This window comes from Paenibacillus sp. FSL R5-0345, assembly GCF_000758585.1.
In the GTDB taxonomy this organism is placed as follows: Bacteria; Bacillota; Bacilli; order Paenibacillales; family Paenibacillaceae; genus Paenibacillus_AQ.
This window is the reverse complement of the sequence record NZ_CP009281.1, coordinates 2,879,570-2,892,668: the sequence shown is the minus strand read 5'-3', so window position 1 is coordinate 2,892,668 and position 13,099 is coordinate 2,879,570. Positions and strand designations below refer to the sequence as shown.

General features: G+C 42.3%; 12 protein-coding genes. 2 read left to right on the top strand and 10 right to left on the bottom strand.

Translation table 11 applies throughout. The features are described 5' to 3' along the window. Positions 1 to 158: 158 nt before the first annotated feature. The 7 genes from R50345_RS12530 to R50345_RS12500 form a co-directional block, all read right to left on the bottom strand. Positions 159 to 1,757, bottom strand: coding sequence for a response regulator (locus R50345_RS12530; RefSeq protein WP_042126988.1), 1,599 nt, complete (start codon positions 1,755 to 1,757; stop codon positions 159 to 161). A gap of 16 nt (positions 1,758 to 1,773) precedes the next feature. Beyond that, positions 1,774 to 3,120 carry an ABC transporter substrate-binding protein gene (locus tag R50345_RS12525; protein WP_042126986.1) on the bottom strand — a complete coding sequence of 449 codons (1,347 nt, stop codon included), beginning with the start codon at positions 3,118 to 3,120 and terminating at the stop codon, positions 1,774 to 1,776. A 33-nt stretch (positions 3,121 to 3,153) separates the two neighbouring features. Then, complete coding sequence (locus R50345_RS12520; protein ID WP_042126984.1) at positions 3,154 to 4,878, bottom strand: cache domain-containing sensor histidine kinase; 1,725 nt, start codon at positions 4,876 to 4,878, stop codon at positions 3,154 to 3,156. Between the two features lie 83 nt (positions 4,879 to 4,961). Continuing rightward, positions 4,962 to 5,825 (bottom strand): carbohydrate ABC transporter permease, encoded by an 864-nt coding sequence (locus R50345_RS12515; RefSeq protein WP_042126982.1) that lies wholly within the window; start codon positions 5,823 to 5,825, stop codon positions 4,962 to 4,964. After that, positions 5,822 to 6,775 carry a carbohydrate ABC transporter permease gene (locus R50345_RS12510; RefSeq protein ID WP_042126981.1) on the bottom strand — a complete coding sequence of 318 codons (954 nt, stop codon included), beginning with the start codon at positions 6,773 to 6,775 and terminating at the stop codon, positions 5,822 to 5,824. The genes R50345_RS12515 and R50345_RS12510 overlap by 4 nt, the downstream gene beginning before the upstream one ends. Before the next feature lie 147 nt (positions 6,776 to 6,922). Then, on the bottom strand, positions 6,923 to 8,278 hold the full coding sequence (locus tag R50345_RS12505; protein WP_042126979.1) for an ABC transporter substrate-binding protein: 1,356 nt from the start codon (positions 8,276 to 8,278) through the stop codon (positions 6,923 to 6,925). 281 nt (positions 8,279 to 8,559) lie between these two features. Further along, positions 8,560 to 9,153 (bottom strand): manganese efflux pump, encoded by a 594-nt coding sequence (locus R50345_RS12500; protein WP_042126977.1) that lies wholly within the window; start codon positions 9,151 to 9,153, stop codon positions 8,560 to 8,562. Between the two features lie 182 nt (positions 9,154 to 9,335). Between R50345_RS12500 and R50345_RS12495 the strand changes: the two genes are divergently transcribed. Next, positions 9,336 to 9,548 (top strand): hypothetical protein, encoded by a 213-nt coding sequence (locus R50345_RS12495; protein ID WP_042126976.1) that lies wholly within the window; start codon positions 9,336 to 9,338, stop codon positions 9,546 to 9,548. A gap of 74 nt (positions 9,549 to 9,622) precedes the next feature. On the opposite strand, the gene R50345_RS31675 is transcribed toward R50345_RS12495, so the two are convergent. The 3 genes from R50345_RS31675 to R50345_RS12485 form a co-directional block, all read right to left on the bottom strand. Next, positions 9,623 to 9,787: a hypothetical protein gene (locus R50345_RS31675; protein ID WP_170880233.1), complete on the bottom strand. Its 165-nt coding sequence runs from the start codon at positions 9,785 to 9,787 to the stop codon at positions 9,623 to 9,625. 178 nt (positions 9,788 to 9,965) lie between these two features. Next, a complete protein-coding gene (locus R50345_RS12490; protein WP_042126974.1) occupies positions 9,966 to 10,559 on the bottom strand; it encodes an LOG family protein in 594 nt (197 codons plus the stop codon). An 89-nt stretch (positions 10,560 to 10,648) separates the two neighbouring features. After that, complete coding sequence (locus R50345_RS12485) at positions 10,649 to 12,148, bottom strand: stalk domain-containing protein (RefSeq protein WP_197069777.1); 1,500 nt, start codon at positions 12,146 to 12,148, stop codon at positions 10,649 to 10,651. Positions 12,149 to 12,397: 249 nt separating this feature from the next. Here R50345_RS12485 and R50345_RS12480 point away from each other — a divergent pair, with 249 nt between their 5' ends. Then, positions 12,398 to 13,069, top strand: a complete 672-nt coding sequence (locus R50345_RS12480; RefSeq protein ID WP_042126970.1) for a tetratricopeptide repeat protein — start codon at positions 12,398 to 12,400, stop codon at positions 13,067 to 13,069. The last annotated feature ends 30 nt before the right edge of the window (positions 13,070 to 13,099 follow it).

The window sequence follows — 13,099 nt, the reverse complement described above, 5'->3', positions numbered from 1 at the left end:
CCTCCTTGATGTGTCTGGCTAAGGATCTTTTCATCTAATCTCAGTATAGAAGATAAAGTGTCATCCTATAAGTCATAAACATCAAGTGAAGAGTATGATAAATGTCATACTTATGCCCTGAATTTCCCCCTTTTACTATATATCCATGTGCTTTTTCGTTAATTAACTTGCCTCGTATGCTCTTCTCGATATTCCGTAGGTGTCTGACCACTAGCTTTCTTAAAGACCTGAGTAAAATATCTTGGGTCCTGATAACCAACAAGCGGAGCAATTTGATACACCTTTACATTACTGCTCTGCAAAATATATTTCGCCTTCTCCATTCGACAGTGAGTCACATACTCCAAGAAGGTATAGCCTGTGAGTTGTTTGAATAAAGTACAAAAATGACTGACACTAAGATCGGCAAGCTCCGATACTTCTTCAATACTTAAATCCATATGGTAATTACTCTCGATGTAACGTTTCGTCTTCTCGATGGCGCTGCGTGTGTCATCTCGATTCACGGGTTTACTTCCTTGATCCAATCGCTCCACAAATTCTTCCTTCAGAGCAGATATCATTTCACTCAAGGTACCGAAATGGTGCAGCTTGCTTAGTAATCCATGTAAAGACCAATCCGAGTTTAGATTCAAATGTTCAAAATGCCTGTATAGCACAACAACCAACTCCACAAGAAGACGTTCTGCAATCTCTTTAGGAATGACTTGTGATTCAATATATAGTGCCATATCATCGAACAAAGATGACATTCGGTTTCTATTTAAAGTACGAATGCTCTCTATCAGGGAGGTCTCCAGCTCTTTAGGATACTTTACTTCTTTATTGCCTGGAAATGTTGTTTCCTCATCTATAAACACCCCGGCAAGACCAGAATAGAAACGTTGATACAAAGCCTTCGCAGCCAAAGGATATACCGTACTTAATTGATCAATACCTTGTGTACAGCGACTGATTCCTACAGAGCAGCTTAGCTTGGAGTACCTTTTGATCCCAGAAATCAATTGTTCACCAAGTTCTCTTCTACTCGCACTTAAAGATCCAGGAAAGAGCAAAACCCACTCTCCGTTATGAAAAGGGAAGACCGTAAGCACGCCATGCTCCAGCGACCACTCTTCAACAATATTACGGATTGCAAACAGCCACAGTCGTTTTTCTTCCACACTCCACTGCCCGGTAAGCACAGAATAATCATCCAATTGAACAACCGCCATAAAATATCCGCTCTCAAGTTCACTGTTCTCCAGCCATTTCAGGTGCTCCAGCGGCCTTGCATTTCCCAAAGTGATTTCAGCAAACATCCGTTCACGAGCGAGCACAGACAGCATCTGCACGGAATGAATCATCTGATCGTTCTCTTTTTGCTCATCCAGCCTCGTTTTCGCTCGGTGCAGCATTTCAACCAGTTCGTCATGATCGATGGGTTTCAGTAAATAATCAAAGGCTCCTTGACGCAAAGCTTCTCTCGCATATTCGAACTCCCCATACCCACTTATAAAAATAAATACCAGCTTAGAATTCCTTGGTAATACTTCCTTCATCAAAGTGATGCCGTCAATCACAGGCATGCGGATATCACTGATTATAATATGCGGCGTAATTTCATCTATTAGGCGGAGGGCTAATTCTCCATTTCGAGCCTCTCCCACAATCTCCATCTGCAGATCATCCCATGGAATAGCCACCTTAAGACTACGAAGAATAATCGGCTCATCATCTACGAGAAGTACTTTATATTTCTCTTGCATCTCATCCATTTCAGCACCTCCATGCTTATTGAACATTTGAGCTTTGGATCAGATTCCAGTATTGCATCGATGATCCCTGCACTTGCTTTAAGGCTTGATCCGCAGACATTTCTTCGTTAATCATTTTTTCGATGACACTTAGGAACGTTTTCTTAACCTCAGGTGATAACACGTTATCGTAAGGCACAAAGCTTTTACGGTTCTCTTCCATCATATCCATCACTTGCGCGAATACCGGACCGGTCTTCTCCGGATCAAAAGCAATACGAATAGACGGAATTCTTAGTCCCTCATATACAATTCGAGTCTGAATTTCCTGTGTGTAAAAAGCCTTCAAAAGATCCAAAGCGGCATCCCGTTTAGCTCCATTTAATTCGGACGAAAGACCAATGCCTATGGTGTAGCCTCCCGCAATTGAAGGCTCCTCGCCTTGCTTCAAGGCAGGAAATGGAATAACACCTACCTCATTCTGAAAATCAGCTGGAGCCGCACTACCAGAAAATAAATTGATATCCCAGTTCCCGTTTAAATACATCGCAGCCTTGCCGCTTGTAAACAAACCGACTGCATTTTCTGTCGAAAGATCATTAGACAGGGGACTAAAAGCACCCTCTTTTATCCATTGATCCAAATGCTCAAACGCTTTTAAATAGGACTCATTCTGAAAGCTGGCTTGATCTTCACCTGTGATCAGCTTCTGGATCAATTCGGAGCCAGCATAACGATCCATTAAATAATGTGCAAAAATCCCGGCAGGCCAACGATCCTCGTTCCCGAGTGCAAACGGAATGTATCCTCCGTCTTTGAGCTTCAGTATGACATTATCGAGTTCTTGAAGCGTTGTAGGCGCCTCGAGACCAAGTTTGTTGAATATAGTTTTATTGAAGTATAGCGGTTCAGCATTCCCTTCGATGGGCAATCCATAAATATGGTTATTAAAGGTCCAAAGATGCAGATCCTTAAATTGATTGGATAGACCGTTCTCTCGGACAAAATCAGTCAGATCAACCAGGCGATTAGAACGCACATATGGTTCTATTTCGGCTCCGCCAAATAAGACAAACATATCAGGTGGCGTGCCTGTAACCATCTCGCTTTTCAGCTTTTGCTCACGGTGTATCGTCTGGTCAAGTCCTTCAAAATTAACCTTCACATTCGGATGTGCAATTTGGTATTTATCCACAATCTCTTCAAAGATAGCCAGCAGTGGCCGATCATGCTCTTTGATCCAGAAATGACGGAAAGTCAGCGTTATTTTTTCTGGTGAATTATCTTCAATCGGTTCGTGATCTACTAAAGTAATAAATAAAACCGCGCCAGTTATCAGCACTAGATAAATCCACATCCAGCCCCACTTCAACACCCATTTCATGTCAATCTCCCCCTATTTCCATCTGATGATCGATTATGGCAGTATTTTTGGAATTCGGATTCGAATCGTCGAACCAAATCCAGGGGAAGAACACACAAGTAAGCCGTATGGGCTGCCAAATCGGATATTCAGGCGTTCATGTACATTCTTAAGCCCTACACCGCTATCACTATATTTTTTATGTCCGCTTCCCTCGTTATCCCATAGATTCATCATTTTCGCTAAGTCGAATCCCGGGCCGTTATCTTTTACGATAATGATCATATCCGTACCCATTTCATAGGCTGTGATTTCAATGATTCCAGGGTCCTCCATCGGCTCAATCGCATGATACAATGCATTCTCTACAATGGGCTGAACGATCAGCTTTTGAGTCATAAACGTTCTAAGACCTTCCGAAAGATTTATAATGTATGAGAATTTATCTTCAAAACGGAACTTCTGAATATCCAGATAATGGCGAACATGCTCGAACTCCATTTGCAGCGGTATCAGCTCTTGATTCTGACTAATACTGATTCGCAGCAGCTTGCCGAGTGAAATGACCATTTTACTAATGTCTTTATTACCTTGCAGCACGGCCATCGAATTAATCGATTCTAGTGAATTATAAATAAAATGAGGATTAATTTGCGCCATTAATGCCTTCATTTCCGCTTCCTTTTTGCGGCCCTGCTCCGTCTGCACCTGCACAATCAACTCGTTGATCTGTGTACTCATCCGGTTAAAACCATCAATCAACAAATCACTTTCATCGTCCGCACGGTATCGTGTAGTGATAGGTGTAAAAATCCCCTGCTTCACCCGCTTCATCCCGTTGACCGCGCTGTTAATGCTATAAACGAGTCTTCTTACAAAATATCGGTCAAATAAAATAGCGGATAACAATGAAACCGTACCCAAAATAATCGCAATGTTACGAATCGATATAGATTCCGAAGAGATTAGATTCATCGGTGTAATCGCTGCCAAATACCAGTCTTTATTATGTGAAGGAAGGAAAGTGATGAGTGATTTTTCCCCCTGATAGTTGTCGATGTAATAGTTTTGTTCCTTGGCATAATCATTTTCTAAAAAAGGGAACTCGGTGCGCTGCCCAATATGTTCACCCGATTTGTTAAAAACGATATTCCCTATCTTGTTCACTAGTAAAATATCACCCTTCTTCAGAGTTGCTGCTTCCCAAAAAATCTGATCCAGTAAATCAGGTTTAACATTAACGACCAAATAGCCTATATCTTCAAGAGAATAATAATCTTTAATCACTCTGGCTTGTACTAGTACCGGGTGACCGGATAATGCCGAACCATTCTCACCGGGGCCAGACCATACAGGGCGCCCCTCGGCGCTTTCCATCGCATTAAACCAACTCTGCTTCTTCATCTCCTCAAAAGACATCGGCGCATTGTATTGATAAAGCAGCCGATCTTTACTATATAAACTAAATGAAGTAATCATCGGATGATTAATGAGTAAATTGTTGAGTTCCTGTTTGCGGTCATAGGTGAGCACAAAGTTAGTCTGCTTAAGCGATTGTTGAATAACCGGTTGTGTGATCGCAGCATTTGTGATCGAGGAGATTTCACTAAGTGCGAATTTGAGCTTTCGATCTGTTTCAAGCAATGAAACCCAGTAGAAATTACTTGATTTTTTCTCCATAGCGTTAGAGAAATTAACGTATGTTACGATCCCCATTAGTATCACCGGAATAAAGACGAGAAGAATAATAGCGAACAAGATTTTACGGCGGAGCTTCATGGTATTCCCCTTCCCCCAGCTGTCTCTGTCCTCTAGTATTCTTCACGAAACCGCCTATTCCCTTGTAAAGACAAAAAGTAAGATCAGCTCTTGATAGCTCCTGAAGTAAGACCCGCAATCACCCAGCGACTAAACAACAGGAATACGATCAGCAGTGGCAAGGTTGCCGTGAATGTAGCTGACATGATCATTCCATAATCGAGACCGTCGCGATTGGAGAATAACTGCTGGAGCGCGATTTGTATTGTAAAGTGTTCTTGATTCTTCAACACGACCAAAGGCCAGAAGAAGTCATTCCATACGGTCATAAAATTCAGTATGCCTAGTGTAGCCATCGCAGGAGTGATAACTGGAATGGCGATGTTCCAAAAAATCCGGAAATGTCCGCCGCCATCAATCCGTCCAGCTTCGATCAGTTCCGTATGTACAGCTGTAGAAATATACTGCCGCATCCAAAAGATTCCGAAGGCATTAACCATAGCTGGTACAATCAGCGCCTTGAAAGAGTCGATCCAGTGGAGCTTGGCCATAATTACATAAGTAGGTAACACACCAAGCTGCTGCGGTACAAATAGAGTGGCAATTACAAAGTAAAACAGAATATTTTTAAACGGGAATTCATATTTAGCAAAAGCATAACCAGCAAGTGTACAGAAAAACACGACCGATATAGTTACCATCGACGAGACGAATAATGAGTTTCCTAGTGCTTGAAAGAAATCTGTTTTATCCAGTACCCGCTGGAAATTGTCAAAAAACTGGTTCCCAACCGTAAGCAAAGGAGGTACATGGAATACTGCGCCCCTATCATTTGTGCCAACTACAAACATCCAGTAAAAAGGAAAGATGGACACGAGCGCACCAAGAATCAGAATGAGATAAAATAAAGCTTTGCCGAAAATCCCAAGATCATCCGGATCTTTTTTTAATAGACGCACAGTACTCACGCTTTACCCCCTCCTGTATCTCCACCCATGCGGCTTGAAACCAGCATATTAAGGACAGAGAATATAATCGTGACCACAAACAGCAGAACTGCCGTAGCCGCCGCCGTACCGAAGAATCCATTGCGGAATGCCTCACTGTACAAATAAGTAACCATAGTAATACCTTCCTGACGAGTAGATCCCGTACCTGATTGGCCCAGGAATACATAAGGCTCAGTAAACAACTGCAACGCACCTATGGTCGACAGTAAAGTGACGAATACGATAAAAGGTTTCAGGAGTGGCATTGTAATGAAGGTGAATTGTTGTCTTCTGTTCGCCCCATCAATTCGAGCCGCTTCATATAAATCTGTAGGAATACTTTGAAGCCCTGATAGAAAAATAATGGCATTGTACCCTGTCCAGCGCCACATCACCATGGTTGAGATCGCAATTTTTACTCCCCACCAGCCAGAGTTGAAGGCCATACTATCAAGCCCTAGTCCGTTAAGTATCCAGTTGATCATTCCGTTGTTCCCAAACAACGTACTAAACACCAGGGTAACTGCAACGATAGACGTAATATTCGGCATGAAAAAGAGTACCCGGAATGTTTTCTTAAACCGAGTCATTCCGGAATTCAACAAAACGGCAATCAAAAGCGCCAATAGAATCTGCGGAACCGTTCCGATCAGCCCCATTATTAAGGTGTTGCTAAAAGAAATCCAAAAGGTAGGATCACTTGTGACCAGTTCATAGTTTTTCATCCCTACGAATTTCATAGGGTTCAAGGCATCCCATTTAAAGAATGAGAGGTAGATCGTAAAGAAGATCGGATATAGTCCAAATATCAAGAACAGAATAAAAAAAGGAGAAATGAAAGTATACGCAGTGATGCGGCTCCTTCTTTGTTCAGTTAAAAACGGGCGTTTGCTCTCGGCATGCGGACTCGAGATAACAGGTTGTGCCATGTCACACCTCCAGGTAATCGAACGTATCAAGCAAAAACGTCTTCGGCGTCCTTATAAGGACGGTAAACGTTTAGTCCGAATTCACAGAGAATGCTGTTCTCCATGAATCCGGACCTTTCAGGCATTGCACTCTTTCTGTTGGAAGTCTTAGCTGCGTTCAGCCAGTTTCTTCGCTTGTTTAACAGCTTCACCCCACTCTTTGGCCGGATCAGCCTTTTTCTCCAACACGTTTTTCAGTGCATTTTTGAAGAAGGTATCGGTTTGGTCATGAAGTGGACCGTAGTACACAGGTTTTACACGATTAGCCGCTTTACCAAATTCAACTGCGGTTTGTTGACCACCGAAGAATTCATCCTTGAAATCTACGAATGCAGGATCTTCGTACAGGGCAGGAATGGAAGGCATCAGCCCTTTTGTCTTGAAAGATTCCAGTTGATTATCCTTGTTATCCATCCAAGCGATGAAATCATAAGCTTCTTTCGAGTGTTTGCCCTCTTTAGGCAGTGTCAGGAACGAACCACCCCAGTTACCGGCACCTTCAGGAAGCTGGGCGATTTTCCATTTTCCAGTAGTATCTGGAGCATTACTCTTAACATTTCCCGCCATCCAAGCCGGTCCCATGACGACTGCAAAAGATCCATCGTTCATTCCTTGGCCCCATTCTGGAGACCAAAGCATTAGATTGCTGATCCAACCTTCTTGGATACCTTTAACCGTAAAATCATAAGCTTTGCGAACTTGCAGGTTGGTGTCTCCGATAAAGCTGCCATCCGCTTTGCTGAAGTAGATTTCATCCGCGGATTGGTCACGCAATGCGTTAAAGGTAAGATCTGTAAGATCTACAAAAGGCTTACCTGTCTTTTCTTTAAATGTTTTGGCTACAGCAGCGAACTTGTCCCATGTATCAATGGCTCCGCCGAATCCTTCCGGGTCACTTGGTAATCCTGCTGCTTCCGCCAAATCTGTTCTGTAATAAACAACGGTCGGACCGATATCTGTAGGTAAACCCAACTGGAAGCTGCCATCTACGGAAGAGGCTTGTTTCCATTTCCAATCCAAATAGTTCGCTTGAATATCTTTAGCACCAAGATCATTCAGGTTATAGAATTTATCCTGTGCATTGATAAAACGCTCCATGAAACCGATTTCAAGTTGGAAAATATCAGGTGCTCCCGATCCAGCAGACAATGCAGTGGTCAAATTATTATGATGAGCCGTTTGGTCACCCGTATTTTGAACCTTGATCGTAACGTTAGGATGTTCCTTCGTGTACTCCTTCGCTAGATCCTCATAGTTCACGTTTCCGAGTGTCCAGAAAGAGAGTTCGATTTTCTCAGCAGGCTCAGTACCCTCATCTTTTGTTGGTTCACTTGTGCTTGCTGCGTTGTTACCTGTATTTTTACTTGATGCGTTGTTCTCGGCGTTGTTGCCTCCGCATGCTGCCAGTGAACCTACGAGCATGATAGCGACTAACGAAAGCGCCAAGTGTTTTACTTTATTCATTCCCCTGTACCCCTTTCAAAGGTTTCTCTTACAAGATTTAGTCTACAGGGTTTATATTCTTTTTTTGAGGAGGCAAACTTCCGATTTATGGTGGAAATACTTCTGATTCAATAAAAAAAGCCCTCATAAGAGGACTCAAAGTTCATTACCATCAAATTTGTTTTCCCCACCAGGGTAGGACATTGTTAAGAGACTACGAATGTGTCCGCTACAGCTAACAAACCACATCCAATAGAATGTGGTCTTAACATTTACTTCGTATCTTTGACCTCAGGTCCTCCTTAAATAAATATTTCATACAGACCTATGCCTACTAATAACAATCCACCGATAAGATCAGAATGTTTGCCTAGCCAAGTTTTGGACATTCGATTCCCGATTTTCATTCCGGCAGCAACAGTAATAAATGAAAAGGCACCTACTGAGATCGCTGTGAATGTTGCGTTCACGCCGCTGATCCCTGCTCCAAAGCCTGTAGCAATACAATTGATAGCCAGCGCCACACCCAACCACACCGATTCTTGCCATCTTAAAACATGACGATAGCCAGTATCTGTAGAAGATGTGCTGAGGACGTTGCTCTCTATATCCATGCTTACACTTGAAGTTGGCTTCTTATACACCGCTCTAATGCTCCAGATTCCCATAAACAGAATCAAGCAGCCACCGATGGCATTTCCGTTCGCTTCAGAAAAATATTCTGAAACATACTCACCTGAGGTTATTGAGATATATGTAGCCAGCATCGACAGAATAGCAATGATCAGATTTGAAAATGGGGTAATTCTTGTGGACCGTGCGCCAAAGGAAACGCCTATTCCTAAGTTATCCAAATTTGAAGCCAGACCAATAATAATGATGGAAAGCCAGTGCATATTTAAACCCCCTTAGTACAGTCATAACTATGTTATGTCTGCAGTGGGCGCATAGAATTTTGTCCAAATATGTTGCTCATAAATTGTTCATTATCATCACTTATATTGGATTTCTCTTGCTTCCACAGGTATACTATTTTTATTTCTAACTTCATTACATGATCAAAAGGAGTTTAATATCTATGCCGATTAACCGCCCGCTGTTTACAGACAGTGATTTCCAAGAAGCCGTTGACCGAAAATTACCTGTCCGAGTCTTTCAGGACGATCATTTGGTGAATTCAGGAGCAACCGTTGTCCGCTTCACTGATTTCGATGTCGTTATTCAGTCCAGAGTTAGTGATCTGACTTACTACTCCCGTAAGAGCTGCCAATTTTTTGAGGTTAGACCCTAAAAAAAAAATCCGGAATGCAGTGACCCTAAGATCACTGCATTCCGGATTTTTTCAACAGGCATATGTAGTAGCTTTTACTTAATGATTCTGTATTTGCCATACACTTTCATTTTCTCATCTAAGACTTCCTGAAAACTCTGCTTCTTCTTATTAGATCTCTCTTGCTTAGGATTGACCACGGGCTGAGGTCTAAAAAACTGATGATTGTAAGCCATAAGATTATGTACCATCACATTCATTGAATTCCAACCTCCTTAGGTAATCATTTCCTGAGTTACTCGGAGTAACCACTACTACTTATTAAAAGTTAATTACCCAGCAACATATAGACCGAAACAAGTTTATCACATGATCATATGAAAACAACCTCCAAGCTGTATAAAACAGCTGGAGGTTGTTAAATTCCTACTCATTTTCTCAACGCTGTGAAGGAAATCTAGCGTTCCCATTCCCTTTATTACTATGATCAACTTGACCTCTCATCAGTTCAAGCAAATATTCGGGATCAGAGTTCATATCTAACATTTTCAACGCATTTTTTGGAGCAAACCCTTCACTTACACTATGAGAGATCATGGCTAGCAGCGGATTAAAATAACCTCTAATATTCAGCAGTCCAATAGGCTTCTGATGAATCCCAATCTGCATCCAGCATAGGATCTCAAATAACTCATCAAAGGTTCCAAGACCACCCGGCAGGGCAATAAATGCATCGGCCATACCGCTCATTATCGCCTTACGTTCATGCATACTAGAAACCTCAATCAATTTCGTCAGCCCAGAATGCCTGATTTCATCTTTAAAAAGATCCACGGGCATGATACCGACGACTTCACCACCATTTGCCAACACTCCGTCCGCCACCTGTCCCATAAGGCCATTTCTTGAACCTCCGTAAACCAGCCTACATCCTTGTGCAGCTATATGATAACCCAATTCTCTAGCCATTTCCGTATATTCTGAGTTAAGACCTGGATTCGATCCGGCGAACACACATACTGTAAATGCCATACCTATCACTCCAGACTGGTTATTATGGTTCAATACAGATTAATTCACTTATTGTACATCAATAAATTAAATAAAGTGTTAAATGAAAGTCATCTTTTTGTATGTAACGTTAATTGGTACAGTGTACTATTCCACTCAGCAGTAACACCTAGTGCCTTAGCCAAAGCTGCCGCTGGAACAAGTGAAGTATAACTTACTTTAATGGCTCCCTCTTCTTTAAAAGTGATTTTCTTCCCTTCTTTCGAGAGCGTCATTTCTCCCTCCCATGAGAGTGTGTAGCCAAGACTTTCCGCTACTTCCCTAATCGGTACTTTTACACTTCCATCTATAAAAATAGCAGACTGTACGGAGTCGATTTTCTTCCCATCAACAATTACCGTAACAGGTTTCAAAATAGGAGATAAAGTAAAAGGACGTGAATCAACAGCGCTTATTCCGAGTTGTCCAAACATATTCGTCCCCCAAGCCACGGCAGTTCCATCCTTCAAGACTGCATACTTACTATTCTCACCGCTAACAAAAGAAACCGGATTGCTCAAGCCTTTAATTTGCTTTGGCTGAGTGAAGACCCATTTGCTGTCGGTTACATTATTAGTACTCCATGTCCACACGGTACCATCTTTCTTAACCGCTGCAAAGCCGCCTAAATCCAGCGTAAGTTTAGATATCTGCTTTAAGGTTGTGATCTTTTGTAGGCCGTGCATCAAGGTACCAGCTTCCCATACCCAGTATTCTCCTTTTTTATTAGCAACAAGATTGAATCCATTTTTCGTCTGAACGGATACAATATTCGAAAGACCTGGCATCTTTTTCATCGTAATTTCATTATAATTATTGCTGTCAATCGTTCCCCAGACGCTTCCACTTTCGGTTAAAGCCAGTATGCTGCGATCACTCATTGAAACGGACTTCACATGGTATAAATCCTTAACTGCGATCGGTTTCTTCACCGCTTGTGTATTCTCTATTTGCGGGTTAGCGCTCCAAGTCCACAGGGTACCGTTAGTTCGAATCTCGGCCTGATAAATACTGTTCCCGATCCACTTCACCTCACTTAAGCCCTGCACCTTCGTGGCAGCAGGCAGCTCTGTGTACCCTACATTAGAAGCGTCTGGAGGACTCCACTGGAGTACGCTCCCATCCTTTTTTAAAGCTAAAGTATTGTATAGTCCTGAGGTTACACTAACTACATCCGTCATCCCCGAGATCACCTGAGGCAGCATAACCCTATGTTGTTTGGAGCTTGCCCCATTTCCAGCTTCCGCTGCACTCTTGTCCTGATAATCTCCCCAAGCCGTAACCGTTCCATCTTCCTTCAACGCTACAAAATAAGCCCCACCGATCTCTAGCTGCTTCGTATGTTCAAGCGCTGCTATACTGTGTGGAGTAATCGTCCATCCCTCTGGTCCTGCTGTTCCATTCGCAAACTGTCCAAACATATTACTTCCCCAGGCCCAAACGGTTCCGTCCTTTCCTAATGCAAAGGAGCTGCCACCCCAAAAACCAGGCGCAGCAACAATTTCCTTAATTCCGCTCAGCTTAGCAGATGATGGAGCTGCATTCGCTTGTGGAACTGACACTGTAGCCATTAAAGCAGAACAAACAACCAAACTAAACAGTCGTATCTTCCTTGCAAATAAGTTCATCTTGTTTTTCCCTTCTTATGATATTATTGTAATTATTATTCATCTTACACTAAGACGGTATAAAGCTGTTCAAAGTTGTATTATTTTTAAATCCCGGGATTCAGATTGCTTTGATTTATGTTATAATTACGCTGCTTTAGATCTAGTCTTTTCAATCGCAATACCGGAACCAAATGATTATGGAGGGAAGTTATGCTTAAATTTATTGGTGTTTTACTGCTCTTCAGATTAGTGGGCAACCCTTTTCTGGCTATATTCATCCTGCTTCTTATCTTATATTTCTTGGATCGACGATATGTGGGCATCTTCCCCAGTATTACAAAGCCCTTCAAAAGAATGCGTCAAATTTCCAAGCTGCGTACAACCATTTCTTTGAATCCTAATGATGTCTCATCCAAATTTGATTTAGCTCGGAGTTTGGCTGAACGTAAAAAATACAGGGAATCAAAGGATCTCCTACTCCAAATCGAGGACCGTTATGAACAATCTGCTGAATATTGGGTAGAGCTTGGACATGTGAATCTAAAGCTGGGCGCTTTGGAGGAAGGCGAGGCACAGATGCTTCGAGGTCTGGAGATCAACAGTAAGGCCCGATATGGACAGCCTTATCTTTGGTTAGCTGAAACTTTTCGCCATACGGATCATGATAAAGCATTACATTACGTTACTCAGTATCAAGAAATCCAGTCTTCTTCCTCTGAGGCGTATTATCTAGCCGGCTCTATGTATAAAGCACTTGGCAGATCAGAAGATGCGAAACGAGCGTTCGAAGAATCCACCGCTGTTTATCGTTCACTGCCGAAATATAAAAAACGGCAAGAACGCGGTTGGGCGTTACGCAGCTTTTTCGCCAAGATGAAATAAACTTTAAAGGCTTCTTAACCTAAAAATACG